The organism is Rhizobium sp. 62_C5_N11_2, assembly GCF_051811185.1.
Taxonomy (GTDB): Bacteria; Pseudomonadota; Alphaproteobacteria; order Rhizobiales; family Rhizobiaceae; genus Rhizobium; species Rhizobium leguminosarum.
In genome coordinates this window covers 774,944-792,288 of the sequence record NZ_JBPWPW010000001.1, presented here as the reverse complement: position 1 = coordinate 792,288, position 17,345 = coordinate 774,944, and the positions used below count along the sequence as shown (strand labels likewise).

The 17,345-nt window shown below is 61.3% G+C and carries 14 protein-coding genes, 2 tRNA genes, 1 pseudogene and 1 riboswitch; of the genes and pseudogenes, 8 read left to right on the top strand and 9 right to left on the bottom strand.

The annotated features are described in order from the left end of the window. Nucleotides 1-20: 20 nt before the first annotated feature. Nucleotides 21-98, bottom strand: a riboswitch (ZMP/ZTP riboswitch). 293 nt (nt 99-391) lie between these two features. After that, nucleotides 392-468, bottom strand: a tRNA-Pro gene (locus AB8B31_RS03920). 261 nt (nt 469-729) lie between these two features. Between AB8B31_RS03920 and AB8B31_RS03915 the strand changes: the two genes are divergently transcribed. Then, the gene (locus AB8B31_RS03915) at nt 730-1,137 is read left to right on the top strand and encodes a hypothetical protein (RefSeq protein WP_018240983.1); all 408 of its coding nucleotides are present in this window, start codon (nt 730-732) and stop codon (nt 1,135-1,137) included. A gap of 254 nt (nt 1,138-1,391) precedes the next feature. On the opposite strand, the gene AB8B31_RS03910 is transcribed toward AB8B31_RS03915, so the two are convergent. The 3 genes from AB8B31_RS03910 to AB8B31_RS03900 all read right to left on the bottom strand — a co-directional run bounded on the left by AB8B31_RS03910 (nt 1,392) and on the right by AB8B31_RS03900 (nt 5,898). Further along, nucleotides 1,392-4,787 carry an acyl-[ACP]--phospholipid O-acyltransferase gene (locus tag AB8B31_RS03910; protein ID WP_018240982.1) on the bottom strand — a complete coding sequence of 1,132 codons (3,396 nt, stop codon included), beginning with the start codon at nt 4,785-4,787 and terminating at the stop codon, nt 1,392-1,394. A gap of 93 nt (nt 4,788-4,880) precedes the next feature. After that, nucleotides 4,881-5,162, bottom strand: coding sequence for a YiaA/YiaB family inner membrane protein (locus tag AB8B31_RS03905; RefSeq protein ID WP_003557239.1), 282 nt, complete (start codon nt 5,160-5,162; stop codon nt 4,881-4,883). 49 nt (nt 5,163-5,211) lie between these two features. Further along, entirely contained in the window at nt 5,212-5,898 is a 687-nt protein-coding gene (locus AB8B31_RS03900) for a PspA/IM30 family protein (RefSeq protein ID WP_018240981.1), read from the bottom strand. A 111-nt stretch (nt 5,899-6,009) separates the two neighbouring features. Here AB8B31_RS03900 and AB8B31_RS03895 point away from each other — a divergent pair, with 111 nt between their 5' ends. The 3 genes and pseudogenes from AB8B31_RS03895 to AB8B31_RS03885 form a co-directional block, all read left to right on the top strand. Continuing rightward, nucleotides 6,010-6,615, top strand: coding sequence for a TetR/AcrR family transcriptional regulator (locus AB8B31_RS03895; RefSeq protein ID WP_018240980.1), 606 nt, complete (start codon nt 6,010-6,012; stop codon nt 6,613-6,615). Nucleotides 6,616-7,084: 469 nt separating this feature from the next. Next, nucleotides 7,085-7,864: an SDR family NAD(P)-dependent oxidoreductase gene (locus AB8B31_RS03890; protein WP_018240978.1), complete on the top strand. Its 780-nt coding sequence runs from the start codon at nt 7,085-7,087 to the stop codon at nt 7,862-7,864. A gap of 35 nt (nt 7,865-7,899) precedes the next feature. Continuing rightward, nucleotides 7,900-8,100 (top strand): annotated as a pseudogene (locus AB8B31_RS03885) (hypothetical protein); the annotation flags it as partial. 225 nt (nt 8,101-8,325) lie between these two features. Here AB8B31_RS03885 and AB8B31_RS03880 read toward each other — a convergent pair. Continuing rightward, nucleotides 8,326-9,324, bottom strand: coding sequence for a restriction endonuclease (locus tag AB8B31_RS03880; RefSeq protein WP_026188295.1), 999 nt, complete (start codon nt 9,322-9,324; stop codon nt 8,326-8,328). Between the two features lie 186 nt (nt 9,325-9,510). Between AB8B31_RS03880 and AB8B31_RS03875 the strand changes: the two genes are divergently transcribed. Beyond that, nucleotides 9,511-9,945, top strand: coding sequence for a hypothetical protein (locus tag AB8B31_RS03875; protein WP_018240974.1), 435 nt, complete (start codon nt 9,511-9,513; stop codon nt 9,943-9,945). 365 nt (nt 9,946-10,310) lie between these two features. On the opposite strand, the gene AB8B31_RS03870 is transcribed toward AB8B31_RS03875, so the two are convergent. The 3 genes from AB8B31_RS03870 to AB8B31_RS03860 all read right to left on the bottom strand — a co-directional run bounded on the left by AB8B31_RS03870 (nt 10,311) and on the right by AB8B31_RS03860 (nt 11,611). After that, complete coding sequence (locus tag AB8B31_RS03870) at nt 10,311-10,730, bottom strand: hypothetical protein (RefSeq protein ID WP_245315052.1); 420 nt, start codon at nt 10,728-10,730, stop codon at nt 10,311-10,313. Between the two features lie 10 nt (nt 10,731-10,740). Then, complete coding sequence (locus AB8B31_RS03865) at nt 10,741-11,379, bottom strand: nucleotidyltransferase domain-containing protein (protein WP_204339711.1); 639 nt, start codon at nt 11,377-11,379, stop codon at nt 10,741-10,743. 158 nt (nt 11,380-11,537) lie between these two features. Beyond that, nucleotides 11,538-11,611: transfer RNA gene (locus AB8B31_RS03860), tRNA-Gln, on the bottom strand. 162 nt (nt 11,612-11,773) lie between these two features. On the opposite strand from AB8B31_RS03860, the gene AB8B31_RS03855 reads away from it, so the two are divergent. Genes AB8B31_RS03855 through AB8B31_RS03845 form a run of 3 tightly spaced genes read left to right on the top strand, consistent with a single transcriptional unit; the run spans nt 11,774 to nt 14,871 of the window. After that, nucleotides 11,774-12,682, top strand: coding sequence for an MBL fold metallo-hydrolase (locus tag AB8B31_RS03855; RefSeq protein WP_018240969.1), 909 nt, complete (start codon nt 11,774-11,776; stop codon nt 12,680-12,682). A 21-nt stretch (nt 12,683-12,703) separates the two neighbouring features. Then, a complete protein-coding gene (locus tag AB8B31_RS03850; protein WP_018240968.1) occupies nt 12,704-13,153 on the top strand; it encodes a thiol-disulfide oxidoreductase DCC family protein in 450 nt (149 codons plus the stop codon). Further along, nucleotides 13,150-14,871: an SDR family oxidoreductase gene (locus AB8B31_RS03845; RefSeq protein WP_018240967.1), complete on the top strand. Its 1,722-nt coding sequence runs from the start codon at nt 13,150-13,152 to the stop codon at nt 14,869-14,871. Before AB8B31_RS03850 ends, AB8B31_RS03845 begins: the two co-directional genes overlap by 4 nt. Nucleotides 14,872-15,219: 348 nt before the next feature. Here the strand turns inward: AB8B31_RS03845 and AB8B31_RS03840 are convergent, their stop codons facing one another. Beyond that, nucleotides 15,220-17,082 (bottom strand): adenylate/guanylate cyclase domain-containing protein, encoded by a 1,863-nt coding sequence (locus AB8B31_RS03840; protein ID WP_018240966.1) that lies wholly within the window; start codon nt 17,080-17,082, stop codon nt 15,220-15,222. Between the last annotated feature and the right edge of the window lie 263 nt (nt 17,083-17,345).

Below are 17,345 nucleotides of genomic sequence, written 5' to 3'. Positions count from 1 at the left end.
GGGCACCTTCTCAAACATGATCCAGATGCCCAGGCGAGCGGCCAAACTCCTGCGCTCCCCGGTGGTATCCACCTTCATCGCCAGTCACGCAGGCCTTCGATGCTAGCATAGATGATTCCGAAATCCAGAGCGGCGCCCGTGTGAAGCACAAATTGCGGGCATCTGGATGGAGACGCCGCTCAAGACCTGGGATCGGCTCGAAGTTGATTCATGCAATGCCGATGCACCGAGCTTCCGCCAGCCGCGCCTCAGTTATAACTTTCCTGCAGAAAAATTATAACCAGGGGAAGGATGGGCTTTCGGTCGGTTCAACTCGCTACGGTGAAATCCCGGGGAACTTTTGGCTGAGATCAGCAGAAACGAAAAACCCCGCCGGAGCGGGGTTTCTAGCTGGTCGGAGTGGAGTGATTCGAACACTCGACCCCCACGTCCCGAACGTGGTGCGCTACCAGACTGCGCTACACTCCGTGACCAGCGGCGCTTCTATAGAACAGCCTATCTGGTTGCACAAGCACCAAATTCCAAAAAGCCGGGGGAATTTTTGACGGTGACGTGACAGGTCTGAGGTCACGCGGCTGCAGCAAAAAGCCACACCTCTCGCAAATCGAACGGAAGTGTCAAAGGGGCAATTTTCTTTTGCCAGGTTCCGCGCTAAAGGGCAGACGGGACAGGCGAAACCGCTGCGACGGCGGCTTCGCAGCCACTGCGCTTGAGATCAGGGACGACACGATGAATTTCCGCACCATGACCGCGGCCGGGCTTGCCATTGCGCTTGCCGGATGCACGACCATTCCTTCCGCCGGCAACCCGATCGAGGCCCGCTGGGTCGGCAAATCGGCCGGCATCTTCTTTGCTGCCTACGGCCCGCCGATCAGCGACAGCGAGCAAGGCTCGACCACCATCTATACCTGGCGCGGCGGCTACAAGACCGTGCGCATTCCGGCGAAATATGCCGAAGGCGCCGACGGCAAGCGCGGCAAGCAGATTTCCTCCGCCCGCACCGCCTATCTGCGCTGCCAGGCCGAAATCACCACCAGCTCCGACTACACCATCCGCGACATCCGCACCGTCGCCGACATCCCCGGCGTCGACGGCCCGTCCTATTGCGCAGAGTTTTTGGCGCCCGAACAGAAGTAACGGACGGTTTGTTTGAGATGCAGAACAGGCGGCCGGGTGCCGCCTGTTCTGCTGCTGACCACGTCTCGGCGTTTGCGCCGGGGCGGCCCCTCATCCGGCTGCCGCCACCTTCTCCCCGTAAACGGGGCGAAGGGACCATGCCGCGACCTCTCGGTTCCCCACAGCCTCTCGCAGGGCACGTCCCCTCGCCCCGCAAGCGGGGAGAGGGTTAGGGTGAGGGGCAATCGCGATCTCCTAGGCCGAGGGCCCCGCCCTCACGCCGCCTCCACCCCCTGCGCCGCACTTTCCGCCAGCTTCCGCGCCGCGACGAAATCCACCTTGCCCGACCCCAGCACCGGCACCTTGCCGATATTGACCTCGGCCGGGACCATCATGTCCATGGCGCCCTTGGATTTGGCGAAGGCGAGGAATTCGGCGCGGGTGGCGGTGGGGGCGTCGGTGAGCAACACCAGCCGCTCGCCCTTCTTGGCGTCGGGCAGCGACGAGACGACCGAGAGCGCGCCCGGCCAGAGTTCGGCGGCCAGCGTCTCGACGGCGGCGAGCGAGATCATTTCGCCGCCGATCTTGGCGAAGCGCTTGGCGCGGCCGCGGATCTTGACGAAGCCATCCTCATCGATGGTGACGATGTCGCCGGTGTCGTGCCAGCCATCGACGAGCGGCTCGAGCACGCCGGGCTTTTCGGCGCGGAGGTAACCGGCCATGACATTGGCGCCGCGCACATGCAGGCGACCGCCCTCATCGATGCCAGGCACCGGTTCGAGCTTCCATTCCATGCCCGGCAGGATTTTGCCGACCGTGCCCGACTTGTTGTACATCGGCGTGTTGATCGAAATGACCGGTGCTGTCTCGGTGACGCCGTAACCTTCCAGGATGCGCAGGCCGAATTTTTCCATATAGGTCTGGCGGGTCGAGGCCTTCACCGGCTCGGCGCCGGAGAAGATGTAGCGGATCGAGCGGAAATCGTAGGGATGCGCCGTCCTGCTGTAACCATTGAGGAAGGTGTCGGTGCCGAAGATGATCGTGGCGTTGGAGACATAGATCAGTTCCGGCACGATGCGGTAATGCAGCGGCGACGGATAGAAATAGACCGGCACGCCCGAAATCAGCGGCAGCACGGTGCCGGCCGTCAGCCCGAAGGAATGGAACACCGGCAGGATGTTGAACACCTTGTCGCCGCTGTGGAAATCGATGCGGGCGGCGGCCTGGGCGGCATTCGACAGGATGTTGCGGTGGGTCAGCACCACGCCCTTCGGCGTGCCCTCGGAACCGGAGGTGAAGAGGATGACGGCCGGATCATCCGGCTGGCGTTTGGTGAGCGGTCGCGCCTTTCTGAGATAACCCAGGATCTTGTCCTTGAGTGAGATCTCGGCCCTGAGATCATCGAGCCAGACGATCGTCACCTGCTTTTCCAGCTCCTCGATCACGGCACCGAGCTTCGCCTGGGTGACGAAGGCGCGCGAGGTCAGCACATGTTTGACTTCGGCGGCCTTGCAGGCGGAGAGGATATTGGCGGCGCCAGCGGTGAAATTCAGCATCGCCGGCACCTTGCCCGCGGTCATCACCCCGAGAAGGGTGGCGGCGGCGCCATTGGCATTCGGCAGCATGACGCCGAGATTGGTTTCCGGGAAGCGGGCGCGGAATTTTGCGCCGAGCACGGCAGCCCCAGTCAAGAGCTTGCCATAGGTCAGCCGGCCGGTGACCGGATCTTCGACGGCAAGCTTGCCCATGCCGAATTCGCCACCTGCCTGAATGACGCGATCGAGCACGGTCGACGAGGTATCGGCGGTCTGGAACAGCAGGTTCGACATCACCTGATAAAGGGCAGCACCCGCCGCCGTGCGGCGCTTGCGGCCTTTCAGCTCCGGCGGCACTTCCAGCTTCACCGGCTCGAGAATGGTGACCTTGACCTTGGGGAACAGCCGCCGGCGGATCTTGCCATTATCGAGATAGGAGAGGTAGCTCTTCTCCAGCCCGTCGATCTTCACCGGCACCACCATCGAGCCGGTTTTGTCGGCGACCATGGCGGCGCCATCATAGACCTTCATCAGCGTGCCGGTCACCGTCAGCCGGCCCTCGGGGAAGATGCCGATCGGGTTGCCGTCCTGCACCACCTTGATCAGCGAGCGCGTCGCCATCGGCTTGGTCGGGTCGAGCGGCAGGAATTTGCACATCTTCAGGAAGGGCCGCACCCACCAGGCCTGGGCGATCTTGTAATCGACGGCAAAGGTGGGCTCTTCCTCGGTGATGGCGAGCGCCAGCGCACCGTCAAGCAGGCTGACATGGTTGAGCGCGATGATCGGCGCGCGGCCGGCCTTCTTGATATTCTCAAGCCCCTCGACCTCGAGGCGCATGAAGGCGCGGAACAGGATCGAGATGAAATCGCGGAAGGGATTGGTCGGCAGCGTCTTCAGCATCAGCCAGGCGACAGCAAAATTGATGATGCCGAGGCCGATCAGGATCTGCGGAATGGAGGCGCCGAGCGCCTGGACGGCGGCAACCAGGCCGAGGCCGACAGTGATGAACAGGGCAGACAGCACATTGGCGGCGCCGATGACGCGGGCGCGGCGGTCCTCATGCGCCCAGGTCTGCAAAGCGGCGAAAGTGGGCACGGCGATGAAGGCGCCTGATATGGCCATGCCGGCGAGATCGATGGCGACGCGGATGGTATTTTCACCGGCAAAGAAGCCGGCGATCGTCGTCGCGTGGCTCACCGAAGCCAGGCCCCAGAGGTTCCAGGCGAGATCGAGGCTGAAGAGGCCAAGCAGCGCCGTGCCGACAGGGGCCGGCAGCAGCACGATGCGGCCGGAGGACATCCAGGCGGCAATCGCCGATCCCACCGCGACGGCAATGGCAAAGACGGTGAGATAGGCCGGCACGACGAGCTCGGAGCCGCCGAGCAGCTCGGTCACCATGGTCGGCAGGATCGACAGCACGAAGGCGCCGACCAACCAGAACCAGCAGTTCATCAGCGCCGAACGCCACAGGCGTTTATCGGCGCGGATTTCCATGACCAGGGTGTAGCTGGAGCGGATGACATTGCGGTCGATCTCCAGATCCGGCGCCTTGGAGCCGGTCGGCGGGATCATCCGGCTGGCCAGCCAGCAGAGCACCGAAAGCCCCATCATCATCGTGCCGAAGATCAGCACATTGTCGCCGCCTGAGAAGGCGAATGCGGCGATGATCGTGCCCGCGAGGATGGCGATGAAGGTGCCACCCTCGATCCAGGCATTGGCCTTCGGCAGGTCGCGGCGCTCGAGATGATCGGGCAGGATGCCGTATTTGATCGGCCCGAACAGCGCCGAGACGACGCCGAAGCCGAACAGCGCCGCCATCAGCACGAAGATGGAGGAAAACGCCAGGCCGACGACCGCAAGCCCGGCGATGGCGATCTCGCAGCGTTTCAGCAGCTCGGCAATCTTTGCCTTGTCATGCTTGTCGGCAAGTTCGCCGCCGAGCGCCGACAGCAGCAGGAAGGGGACGATGAGGATGACGCCGGCCAGCGTCACCAGGGCAGCCCCCTCGCTCGCCGACATCTTGAACAGAATGAGGAACACCAGGGTGTTCTTCAGAAAATTGTCGTTGAAGGCCGTGAGGAACTGGGTCCAGAACAGCGGCGCGAATTTCCTTGATGTCATCAGATTGTGTTGCACGGGCTCGTTCCTCTTTCGGCAGGCAGAGAAGGCCACAGAGTTGTTACGCAATAGTTGAGTGCGGTAACAACTCTGCAGTGCGGTTAACGAAGATTAATCTTCATCGTTACGATTGAACTTGACCAGCAGTTTCTCGGTGCGGGCATCCTCGACCTTGCGGATCAGCTTCTCGGATTCGGCGTTGTCACGCAGCGTCTTGGTGATATTCACCGTGGTCTGCACCAGCATCAGAATGCCCATGGCGAGATAGCCTTTGCCCCAGAGATCGAGCGGCATCATGTAAAGGCCAAGCGCCAGCATGAAGGCGGCCGAGCCGAAGGAGATGTAGGAGAAGCTGACCCAGCTTGAGGAATGTTTCTGGAAACTGTCGTTCATATCAGTGGTCCCTATGGTTCGATGGATGAATGGTTCGATGGATGCAATTTCAGGCAGCAGGCGTGATGCGGCTCTTCAGCCGGGCCAGCACATCATCGGCGGATGAGCGCAGCGGCGCCCCGCAGCCGGCATTGGCAAGCTTCTCGATGATGCCGGCCGGGCGGATGGCGCCTTCCATGTCCTTCAGGGCGGCGGCCGTCAGCTCATTCTGGCTCTGGCGCAGGCGAAGCCGGGCCAGGGTCTCCTCGGCATCGTCGAGCGTGGCAAGCCCCGGACCGGCGACGACGACATCAAGCTTCTGCGCCTCCTGCGTGGCGCGCGCCAGCCGCTCGCCGCGCTGCAGCTCCTGCAGCCGCGCCTCGGAAGCACGGACGATCGCCTTCAGCTTGTCGATGGAGCTGGTGAACTGACCTTGCGCCTTCTCCGATGCATCGCGCTCGGCTTCGAGATAGGCGATCGCCTCGGCCGCCTCGCGGGCCAGGCCCTCATTGCCCTTCGCCAATGCGGCGGAGGCGCGGTTTTCGAGATCGTCGATGCGGGTGACGATTGCTGTGTGCTGCACCCTCTCCTGCTCGTTCTGGGCGATGGCGACGGCGACACTGCGGCGGGCCGACTGGATCGATTGGGCGGCATCGCGGATCTGCTGGGCCAGCAGCGGCACGGCGTTGCGGTCGGCGAAGGCCTGTTCGGCATCATGCGCCCTGCCCCGCAACAAAATGGAAATCAGTTTGAACATTTCCTTCCTCCGGTTTATGAACGTTGTTCACGAGAGGTGTTATGCCAGAATCATGAACGTCGTTCAAGATAAATTTTGAACGACGTTCAAAAAAATGAAGTGGAATGGTGAATGGCCGGCAGACGAGAAGAAAAACGCGAAGACCTGAAGGCCCGGCTGATCGAGGCGGCGCGCGAGCGGATCGCCCGTGACGGGCTGACGAATCTCCGGGCCCGCGACATCACCCAGGATGCCGGCTGCGCGCTCGGCGGCCTCTACACGGTCTTTTCAGACCTCGCCGAGCTCGTCATCCACGTCAACTCCGCCACGCTGAAGGCGCTGGAGGCGAGGCTGACGCTCGCCGAGACCAAGGACAAGCCGCCGACCGACCGGCTGCGCAACCTGGCGCAGGGATACCTCAGCTTCGCCGTCGAGCACCGGAACCTCTGGAAGGCGCTGTTCGACCACTTCCCCCCCGACACCAGCCCGACGCCGCAATGGCATCTTGACGAACACCTCTTCCTGATGGACGTGATCGCCGAACCGCTGGCCGAACTGCAACCCGACATGCCGGCGGAAGACCGGGCGATCCGCGCCCGCACGCTGTTCGGCGCGGTGCATGGGGTGGTCAGCATCAGCCTGGAAGGCCGCTTCGTCGGCTTGCCGCTGGAGCGGCTGGCACGAGAGGTGGATGAGCTGGTGCAGACGATTGCGGCCGGGGCGGAGCACCGGAGGTGATGCGGGGGTAAGCGGGGGCGGACAGCCGATTTTGGTTGGAACATTACCACACCCTCCGTCATCCTCGGCCTTGAGCCGAGGATCCATGCCCGCTGCTGATGAATGGAGGTCAGCATGAATGGCTGCCCCTCACCCTAACCTACCGGGGTCGAGACCCGTGGCTCGACCCGGGTACGGGTGGCGGCAGCCGGATGAGGGGCTGACCTCACAGCTCGCTAGCCCGATGTGTCTGAAATTCCTGCTCTGTCTTGAGTCGAGGATTCATGCCGCGCCCAAGCCACGATCCATATTACCGAGCGGGAAAATTCATTAGCCTCAACCCTGCTCCACATCCCGAAATATCCCGATCGGTAAATTCCCATGGATCCTCACCTGGGAGCACGGGAACCCACGCCCCAACTCCCGCATTGAGCAGCCCAACGAAAGCTGCTTGACTGGCGCCCTCCACGCCGCCGCGAAAGGACACCCCATGAGCCGTATTTTCATCACCGGTTCCACCGATGGCCTCGGGCTTGCCGCCGCCCGCACCCTGATGAAGGAAGGCCATGACGTCGTGCTGCATGCCCGCTCCCGCGAGCGCGCCGCCGCCATATCAGCGGTTTCCTCTGCCGCACTCGGCCTCGTCATCGGCGATCTCGCCAGCGCCGCCGAGACGCGATCGATTGCCGAACAGGTCAACGCCATCGGCCGCATGGACGCCGTCATCCACAATGCCGGCATCTACCTCGAGAGGAGCCGGGGCGAAACGCCTGATGGTCACGCCAAGACGCTGGCGGTGAATGTGCTTGCCCCCTATCTGCTCACCGCCTGGATCACCCGCCCCGACCGCCTGATCTATCTCAGCAGCGGCATGCACCGCAGCGGCAGCAGCGCCCTTGACGATATCGACTGGAAGAAGCGGCCGTGGAACGCCAGCCAGGCCTATTCGGAAAACAAGCTCTACATCGCCACCCTCGCCGCCGCCATCGCCCGCCACTGGCCGGATGTTCTGAGCAACGCGGTGGACCCTGGCTGGGTGCCGACCAAGATGGGCGGCGCCGGCGCCCCCGATGACCTGGAGATGGGGCACCTCACGCAGACGTGGCTTGCGGCAAGCGATGCGGGGGCCGCGAAGGTGAGCGGCGGTTATTGGTATCATCGCCGGCAGCGGGAGGCCTTGCCTGAGGTTAGCGATGCTGGGTTTCAGGAGGCGCTCGCGGAAAAGCTTGCCGGACTCACAGGTGTTCGACTGTTTGCAGAGCGCGGGTAAGGTGAGATCGGTTGGTTATCGGGCGCTGCCGCGTTCGAAACTTCTGGAACGCGATACTCGACCACTCCCCGCCGGAAACCAGCCCGACGCCGCAATGGCATCTCGACGAGCACCTCTTCCTCATGGATATGATCGCCGAACCTCTGCCCGAACTGCAGTCCGACATGGCCCCCGAAGGCCGCGCCATCCGCGCCCGCACGTTGTTCCGGGCGGTGAATGGCGTCGTCAGCATCAGCCGAAGCCGAGGTACGATACTACGCCATGCTGGACCAATTAGCGCTGGCCGCATAACTTAAGCCAAACGGCCTCTGGAGATCCTGGCGCGGTTCAGGATGATTGACCTGATCGCTCGCGTCACCCACGTTTCAGTCGAAACGATGGAGATCGTTGAGGCGATGAAGTCAACGAAGCGAACAGCAAGCCCGACTGACATTGCGGATGGGGAACTGAATAACTAACCGCTATGTCCAAGCCGGCACGAAGATTCGCTTCAGGGGCACGAGTTGCTGAGCCTCAAGGTCAAGCTTCCCGTATTGCTCCAGCAGGCTCTTCACTAAGTCGTCTAGATCCATGAGCGCCAGCGGGATGTTTGCACGCTCCGCTTCATACCGAGCTTCGCGCGTGAAACCGCCGGTGCTCACATACAGACCCTTATCCTGCGGGTGTCGGCCACCTAGGAAGCTTCGAACGTCCGGTGCGCCCATTGTGCCTTTACGATGTTTGACCTCGACTACAATACGAGGCGACTCGAAACCGAACCCGTCCGGAGAGGCAACTATGTCCTTCCCGCGATCTGGCCCTGCGTCCGAGACCCGCGTCTTGTAACCCAGCGAGCGTAACAATCCCGCGACAAGCTCCTGCATGTCGTCCCAGGCGAGTGCGTTGACCTTGTCCTTTATAAACTCATGAGCGCGGCTCTCCATCGATTTGAAGAGATCGTCCTCCGTCGCATCTGTCGTCGCTACCGCCTCTGGTTTCACAGGCTGTCCCGAGACCATCGCCTTCTTGAGCTCTGCGGCAACATCGTTTGATATCCGAAACAGCGTGGAGATTGCACCGAGGCTGTTACGACTTTCAACGGATAGGAGATCCCGACTGACTTCTCCCTGCCAGTGCACAGGCCGAACCTGTGCATCTTCAGGATCGACCAAAGTGTCGTAGCGATAGGGGCCGGCGATCTCGCCGATCATATAAACGCGGCGCGAAGGATTGTAGGTTACGACCATGTCGCCGACATCGATTTCGTTGACAAATCGATGAAGCTGGCCAGCAACCATGGCAACCGACTGTAGCTTAGTCTCCGGCCACGTCGCCGTAACTAGATCGCTAATCGCCTTCCGTGTCTTCACATTCGATAGGTCACCAACTTCGTTCCAGCCAATCGCGACCGCCGATTTCTCTTTGAACGCGTCGAACAGCCGCCCGTCACGCTCAGCGCGCACCATCCAAGATTTGCTCATGCCCCACCCTTCTATTTGAAGCCGAACTTTGCTGAAGAAGCCATGGCGCGCAAGAGCGTGACGCAAAAAGCGGCTATCGACTAACAGAAGCTCACAGGCTGGCGCCGCCGGACGAGATGTCACAGTGTAATTCAGTCAGCGGTGCGGCGACTTAAGGCGTCAAGCCGGATTTCATGCGGATATGGCTTGGAGCTCGAAACCAAACTCCTGGCGGGCTTCCTCCACCTCAAACCATCGGTCCTTCAGGGCCACAAGGCGATGAAGCAAGCGATGGCAGTTTGCACAAAGCAAGGCCATGTCTTTGATCGTTACCGCGCGCTCACCGGGAGTAGAGAAAGGCTCCTTGTCGTGATGAGCTTCGAACGTGGAGTCGCGCATGTCTTCCGCGACGTGCGAACCGGTCGCTTTGCAGATGTCGCAGGACATGCCCACACGTTTCCGAACTCTGAGAAGATCTCGTCGCAAGCCGGGTTTTCGTTCGCGCAAGAGGTGCACACGTCGCTCCTCTCTGCCTTCAATAAATTGCTTATCTTCTTCGCTTGTGATTGGCGCAACCGCATCGGCAATTTTCCATTGGACCACGATTCGCGTTTTCAGATGGTACGAAGCCACGCCGAATAATCAGGGAATTGCGAGCTTTGTCATTTAGGTAATTGTATAGAATGTTCGACGGCGAATAGTACTTGCCGCTGCCTTTTCCGCCCCGCCCATATCGCTCAACTAGTTTTGCCCAGGCATGCGGTGCGTTCTGTTCTACGGCGCTTCGAAAGGTTTGGGTTGTAAACGTTCCGCCGAGATAGGGCTGCAGCCCTTCCCATTCATCATCAAGCATTCCGAACAATTCGGCCACCTTCATCCTCCACAGTATTAACCGAACTCAAATTTTGGCAGGTAGTTCGCGGCAACAGAGTGGGCAGCCGCGTTAAGTCCACACAGACCCACGCCCCCTAGGGAAGGCGGAAATAGCGACTGGCGTAGAGTTTAGATCAGCGGCGGGTCATCTCGTTTTCCACCCACTCTGCGTATTCCTTCAACTGCTCGAATAGAGATTCCGCGTCGGATAGCAGCATGAAGCGGCCGCCGTATTGGGCTAAGTCTTTGTTGCCGAGAATGCGAGTTAGCCTGGTCTCCTGAGATTTTGGCAGTCGATTTCCCAATGCGTCTCGCAAAGTCTTGATGACCGCTGCGTGATCGTTTTGATTGATCTTGTTCGCGAACGTTGCCGTGAGTGCATCCGTATAGGCAATTGCCGCGTTGACCACAGTCGCGGCAATCGGATTTCCAAGTGTTCCTGCTTGAGCACTGCTGATTTGCACTTTGGCCGATTCCAGAAATCCCCTGGCGATTATCAAGCGATTTGCACCATGGCGAGCGTCAGAGGGTTTCGAGGGGCCACTTCTGGTCAACGTAATCTCTTCACATCGTTATCGATTCCGGACGAGGTCCAAGCACTACCAGTCCTTCGTTTAGAAACGCTTTCCATAAGGGATCGCCGCTTTGGCGTAATCGTCTCAGGTCAGTGATAGACAGGGTGTTGATCGAAGGCGAAAACGATAGCTCTTTTCCTTTGGCTGCAAGAAAATCGATGCTTCCGTTTTGTATCGTTTCGATGTCTGGCGCATCAGCTATGAACGCCACGTCCAAATCGCTTGAGGCATTGTCTTCCCCCCTCGCAACGCTGCCAAATACCCATGCCGCTACAACTTTGTCCCCGAAGCGGGAGGCGCATTCTTTCACTGCGGCAAGGATATCGGCAAAGCGCCTTTCCTCCGTCTCGAACAGGGCTTGCACCGGGGTAGAGAATGGTGAGCCTCGATTGAGACTAAAGAGACGGGCATATCCGGTTCCACTCTCGGTAACGATTTGAAAACTTGCGAGGGTTGCCAACGAGGCTAGTATGGGAGGGCGGGATATTTTGGTTCTGTTGACGAGATTGCCAACACTCAATTGCCCGCCGTGAAGCGATAATTCCCGCATCACCCGCACATTCGTTTCGTTCCCCAAAATAGTTGAAAGCGGGAAGCGCAGAGCGCTTTCTGGGTTTGGTCGCGCCATAAAGGCCTCATCATATAGATATCTTTATAATTATAATCATATATATATGTTTGTAAAGATATCAATATGATCCTATGGTTATCCTTATAGTGGCATAGGAGAGGTCCGCGCCGCTTCATGGGGGCGCAAAGATCAGGAATAAAAGCGTAAAGTTAGGGTGGCTGGGGCGCCTGGATTCGAACCAGGGATGACGGTACCAAAAACCGTTGCCTTACCGCTTGGCGACGCCCCACCAGAGCTTGAGCGGAAACCGCTTGCTCAAATCGACGCCTGATTAGCAAAGCTCTTCGCCTGTCACAATGACTAAGTTTAACCCGGCGCAGATTTATGCGCTGCGTAGCGGCCGCCGTCGTGCTAGGAATTGGCGACGTCATCGGCCCGAGATCATTCCTTCATGGACAGTCCCGTATTCGACCTCGCTTTCGAGCCGGCCTATGGGCAAGCCGTGCCGGTGGTTTCAGGTGTCGAGCGGATCACCGCGAACAATCCCGGCCCTTTCACCTTTTTCGGCACCAACAGCTATATCGTCGGCTCTTCCTCCGTCGCGGTCATCGATCCCGGCCCGGAGGACGAGGCGCATTTTCAGGCGCTGATGGCGGCGCTTGCCGGCCGCGCGGTGACGCATATCTTCGTCAGCCACACGCATCGCGACCACTCTCCGCTGGCCGGCCGCCTGCAGGCGGCAACGGGGGCGGTGACGGTGGCGCAAGGGCCGCATCGGCCGGCGCGGCCGCTGAGGGATGGCGAGATCAATCCCTTTGCCGAAAGCTCGGATCTATCCTTCGTGCCCGATATAACGCTCAGTGACGGCGAGACCCTATCGGGCGATGGCTGGTCGCTCAGAGCGGTGCTGACGCCGGGGCACACGGCCAATCATGCCGCCTTCGCGCTCGAAGGCCGTGACATCCTCTTCTCCGGCGATCACGTCATGGCCTGGTCGACCTCGATCGTCGCGCCGCCGGATGGTTCGATGGCGGATTACATGGCCTCGCTCGACCGGCTGATGAAGCGCCAGGACCGGCTGTTGCTGCCCGGCCATGGCGGGCCGGTGACGGAGCCCTCGAGTTTCCTCAGGGCGCTGAAGGCGCACCGGCTCAAGCGCGAGCAGGCGGTGCTGGCGCGCGTGCGGGCGGGCGACACTCAGATTGCCGAGATGGTGAAGGTGATCTATCGCGATACCGATCCGAAGCTGCATGGGGCAGCCGCGCTTTCCGTGCTCGCCCATATCGAGGATCTCCTGGAGCGCGGCGAGATTGCGGCCGATGGGCCGCCTTCGCTTGCCGCCACCTACCGGCTGTTGTAAGCGGGAGATGGGGAGATTACCATGACGCGTGCCGCTTACAGCTATCGCAGCGATGCCGATGTGCCTGATTTTGCCGATGACCAGCCGCTGATCGTCTTTGATGGCGAATGCGTGTTCTGTTCCGGCTGGGTGAAATTCGTGCTGAAACATGACAAGCAGCAGCGATACCGCTTCCTCGCGGCGCAGACGCCGCTCGGTGCCGCACTCTACCGGCATTACGGGCTCGATGCGCGCGACTATGAGACCAATATCCTGATCGAAGAGGGTCGCGGCTTCTTCAAATCCGACGGCACGATCCGCATGGTGGCGGGCCTCGGCTTTCCCTATTCGCTGGTCAAGATCTTCCGGCTGCTGCCGCGGCGGGCGGCCGATGCGCTCTATGAATTCATCGCCCGCAACCGGCTGAAGATTGCCGGGCGGCAAAGCTGCATGGTGCCGACGCCGGAGCAGCGGCGCCGCTTCGTCTCATGAGCGCCGACCGGTTTTCACTGCTCATCATCGGCGGCTATGGCACTTTCGGCGGCCGGCTGGCCCGGCTGCTTGGCGATCAACCCAGGCTCAGGCTGCTGGTTGCGGGGCGCTCGCTTGAAAAGGCTGACGATTTTGTTGCAGATCTCCGAACGCCGAAAGATGGAGCCGAGGGCCTGGGAAGCAACAATCTCGGCGCGATGGTGCAGGCAGTGGCCTTCGATCGCGACGGTGATCTCACCGAACAGCTGACGCGGCTGAGGCCTCATCTCGTCGTCGATGCCTCGGGGCCATTCCAGACCTTCAGGGAGGATGCCTATAAGGTGGCCGAGGCCTGCATCGACCTCGACATCGATTATGCCGATATCGCCGACAGCACCGGCTTCGTCGCCGGCATCGCTGGGCTCGATGCCGCGGCCAGGGAAAAGGGCACCTTCGCGCTTTCTGGGCTGAGCAGCCTGCCCGCCCTCTCCTTCGCGGCACTCGATGCGATGGCGCCGCATTTCTCGCGGATCGACAGTGTGGCGGCGGGCATTGCCCCGTCGGCGCATGTGCGGATCGGGCTCAATGTCGTGAGAGCGATCGCGACCTATGCCGGCAAGAAGGTCACCGTGCTGCGCGAGGGACGGCCGGCCGCCGGGCGCGGGCTGATCGATGCGATGCGGGTGACGGTGGCGCCGCCTGGTGTGGCGCCGCTGCGCAGGCGCAAATTCCTGCTTGTGGATGCACCGGATCTGGCGCTGCTGCCGGCGCGTGCTGCCGGCCTGCAATCCAGCTTCACCGGTGTCGGCACCGAGCCGCAGCCGCTGCAGCACCTGCTCAGCCTTGCGGCCCGGCTCGTCCGCCTCCGGCTGCTGCCATCGCTGCTGCCGTTTGCGCGGCTGCTGCAAGGCGCCAGCCATCGTTTTGCGATCGGCGAACATCGCGGCGGCATGTTCGTCCGCGTCGGCGGTCTCGATCACGCGGGAAAGAAGCTGACATCAGGCTGGCATCTGATTGCCGAAGGTGATGACGGGCCGTTCATTCCCATCATCGGCGTCGACGCGCTGGTGCGCCGGCTGCTGACCGGCATCCGGCCGGAGCCTGGTGCGCGGCCGGCGGCGGGGGAATTGCGGCTTGAAGATTTCGAAGCGGCCTTCCGGCGTTTTCAGATCACATCGGGCATCCGGATGGAAAACGAGGAGGCGCCCCTGCCTCTCTACCACAGGGTTCTCGGCAGCGCCTTTGAGCGGCTGCCGCTTGCCATTTCAGCCCTGCATGCCGGCGGCGCGCGCGTCGCCTCCGGCCGGGCGCGGATCGAGCGCGGCGGCGGGCTGCTGGCCAGGGTCGTCGCCCGCCTCATCGGCTTTCCCGAAGCGGGCTGGGAAGTGCCGGTCACGGTGCGCTTCGTAACCGATGGCGACAAGGAGATCTGGACCCGGGATTTCGGCGGCACGGTCTTCCGCAGCTTCCAGGTCGAGGGCAAGGGCCGCGACCGGCATCTGCTGGCCGAAGTCTTCGGGCCGTTCCGGGTGCTGTTGGCGCTGGTGGCGGAGGGAGAGAAGCTGCGGCTCGTGGTGCGCGGCTGGCGGTTTTTCGGCATTCCGCTGCCGCTGTTTCTGGCGCCGGGTGGGGATACGTATGAGGAGGAGCGGGATGGGCGGTTGCACTTCCACGTGGAGATCGGCGGGCGGCTGACGGGGTTGGTGGTGCGGTATACGGGGTGGTTGGTGGTGGAGTGAGGGGGTGGTGGCTGCGGGGATGCCGCCTTGGGAAGGTGTGTTGCCCTACCTCACCTTTGCCGGTGTGCCGTAATACCCCCTCTGCCCTGCCGGGCATCTCCCCCACAGGTGGGGAGATCACAAGTAGCTTGAACTTCCCGCCCATCTATCGTTTCGCCGTTCTGGACGTTCATTGTTTGGGGAAGCCGGTGCGCCCAGCCAATCTCCCCACCTGTGGGGGAGATGCCCGGCAGGGCAGAGGGGGGCTGACACGGCACTCCGCTTCGCCGTCATTCCTTCCTCGGATCGCTTGCTGCCGCCTGCGGCGGCACGGTAGGGGCGTCGAAGGCTGAACATCAATCCGTTTGGCTATTGAGCGCGACCACTTGGAAGACCGGCGCGCGCAAGGTCTGCGGCGGCTTGATCGAGAATGGAAGGATCTCGGAAGTTCCAGGCCTGCCGCCACGACTGGATCGTCGCAGCCGGCGTTGACTTGAGCATCTTCTCGACGGCAGCTCGGGCGTCTGCCTGGCGACCAAGACGCATATAGGCAATGGCGAGTTGCAGTGGCGCGTCGGCAAATTCGGTGGTCTTCAGCACCTCAACTGCGTCTTCGTTTCTACCAAGCACGATGAAGATGAAGCCTCGCACGTAGTTAAAGAACCAGGACAATCCCGGATCCCGAGCGGCTGCAGAGTCGGTCAATTCCAACGCCTTTTCGGGTTGACCGGCCTGTAGGAAAATACTTCCTGCATCGGTGAGGGTGAAGGCATTGTATGGTGCCGCCGCAATGGCCTTGTTCATTTCCGCAACAGCCCCATCATGGTCCCCCTTGAGCGTCAGAAGCCACGCACGGAGCCAGTGTGCCAATCTCGCTACCTGCGGGCTCAGGTTCTTGTTTGAGAGGACCTTGTCGGCCAGTCGGCCCGCGTCCTGAAGATCAGCCTGCGGGTCAGAACTGTAAAGCAGCCCAACCTTCATCCAGTGAGACCACCCCAACTCCACGGTCAATAAGGGGGAGTCGGGGAACACCTGCAGCCCCTGTTGCGAGATGTCACCTGATCGCTCGAGACCTTCCTTCGTGAAAAGGTTCAATTGGCTTTCCGCGCGCAGGTAGTAGTCGTATTCAGCCAGGTTGGTGCTGTCCTTGCCCCAAGCCTGACTGTAGTCCGCTTTGCGAATGGCTCCCCATTCGCCCGTCATCGCCCCCACAATCTTGCCGGTCAACTCATCCTGAAGCGCCCATGGGTCGGTTCCGGCCTTGTCGAAGCGGTCTGCCCAAACATGGTCCCCCGTCTCAGCGTCGATGAGTTCCGCAACGATGCGCACCCTATCGCCTTCCTTGCGCACGCTGCCTTCGACGATATAGCCAACGCCCAACTCCTTGCCGATCTGGCGGACGTCACCTTCCTTGTCCTCATACGCAAACGATGACGTTCGCGAGACGACCGCGATATCAGCAAAGCGCGAGAGGATAGCGATGAGGTCGTTCGCCACCCCTTCTCCCAAGTATCCCAGGCTCTCGTCGGCACTCAGATCCTTGAAAGGAAGCACGGCGACGGATGGGATCGTACTGGAGACTGCAGGGGAGCGCGCTGTCAGTGGATAGTACAGCGCCATCCAGGCGGCCACCACGGCCACAATGGCTGCCGCGACTCCGAGTGCCCACCACGGACGGCCGATCCCGCGCTTGTGCGGAAGGCGTCGGCGTGGCGAGGCGTCGATGCGTACGTAGTAGACGTCGACAAGCTCTTCGATGTTCTTGACCTTCCGCTGCCCGGCAGAGTCGAAGGCAAACGCGAGCTTATTCTCGACTTCCTTCGCCACCTTGCCTGAAACACAGATCCCACCTGGGGGGGCGAGTTGCTCCAGCCTGGCCGCGACGTTCACACCTTCGCCATAGCGGTCATCGCCGTCCATTATCACTTCGCCGAGGTTGATGCCGATGCGGACGTTGAGTCTCTCCTCCTCCGCTACAGAAGCGTTGCGCTCCGCCATTCCGCGCTGGAGAGATACGGCACACTCGACAGCGTCGACCACGCTGCCGAACTCCGCGAGGAGGCCGTCGCCCATGAGCTTGAAGACCCGCCCATGATGCCCCGCAATCTCGGGCTCAAAAAGCTCAGTGCGTCGAGCCCGAAGGCGGTCAAAGGTGCCCGCTTCGTCTTCCTCCATAAGTGCGGAGTATCCGACTACGTCGGCGGCCAGGATTGCAGATAATCTGCGTTCCATGTCTTCGCTCCCAACAGGAATTCCGCGCTAAACACCGTACATGATTTTGCTGCACGTTTCACGCGCAGCCGCAGAGTCGATCCAAGGAGCTGGGTCTTGGTCTTCCGTTTGCTTCACTGGTTTACGACAGCGTGACGCAGCTCCGTTTTTTCACACGGTGCGTGAGGCTGGGGCCGCATGGCAGTCGAGACGCAATAGCGATGGGCACGGTTCGCGCGGTGCTAGTTTCGGCCGCGCCGTTGACGACTCGAGGAACCAGCGTT

What these genes read in the sequence shown, in the direction of transcription:
- AB8B31_RS03915 (WP_018240983.1), top strand. Translation starts at nt 730, where the DNA reads ATGAATTTCCGCACCATGACCGCGGCCGGGCTTGCCATTGCGCTTGCC.
- AB8B31_RS03905 (WP_003557239.1), bottom strand. Translation starts at nt 5,162, where the DNA reads ATGAACGACAGTTTCCAGAAACATTCCTCAAGCTGGGTCAGCTTCTCC.
- AB8B31_RS03900 (WP_018240981.1), bottom strand. Translation starts at nt 5,898, where the DNA reads ATGTTCAAACTGATTTCCATTTTGTTGCGGGGCAGGGCGCATGATGCC.
- AB8B31_RS03895 (WP_018240980.1), top strand. Translation starts at nt 6,010, where the DNA reads ATGGCCGGCAGACGAGAAGAAAAACGCGAAGACCTGAAGGCCCGGCTG.
- AB8B31_RS03890 (WP_018240978.1), top strand. Translation starts at nt 7,085, where the DNA reads ATGAGCCGTATTTTCATCACCGGTTCCACCGATGGCCTCGGGCTTGCC.
- AB8B31_RS03880 (WP_026188295.1), bottom strand. Translation starts at nt 9,324, where the DNA reads ATGAGCAAATCTTGGATGGTGCGCGCTGAGCGTGACGGGCGGCTGTTC.
- AB8B31_RS03865 (WP_204339711.1), bottom strand. Translation starts at nt 11,379, where the DNA reads ATGGCGCGACCAAACCCAGAAAGCGCTCTGCGCTTCCCGCTTTCAACT.
- AB8B31_RS03855 (WP_018240969.1), top strand. Translation starts at nt 11,774, where the DNA reads ATGGACAGTCCCGTATTCGACCTCGCTTTCGAGCCGGCCTATGGGCAA.
- AB8B31_RS03850 (WP_018240968.1), top strand. Translation starts at nt 12,704, where the DNA reads ATGACGCGTGCCGCTTACAGCTATCGCAGCGATGCCGATGTGCCTGAT.
- AB8B31_RS03845 (WP_018240967.1), top strand. Translation starts at nt 13,150, where the DNA reads ATGAGCGCCGACCGGTTTTCACTGCTCATCATCGGCGGCTATGGCACT.
- AB8B31_RS03840 (WP_018240966.1), bottom strand. Translation starts at nt 17,082, where the DNA reads ATGGAACGCAGATTATCTGCAATCCTGGCCGCCGACGTAGTCGGATAC.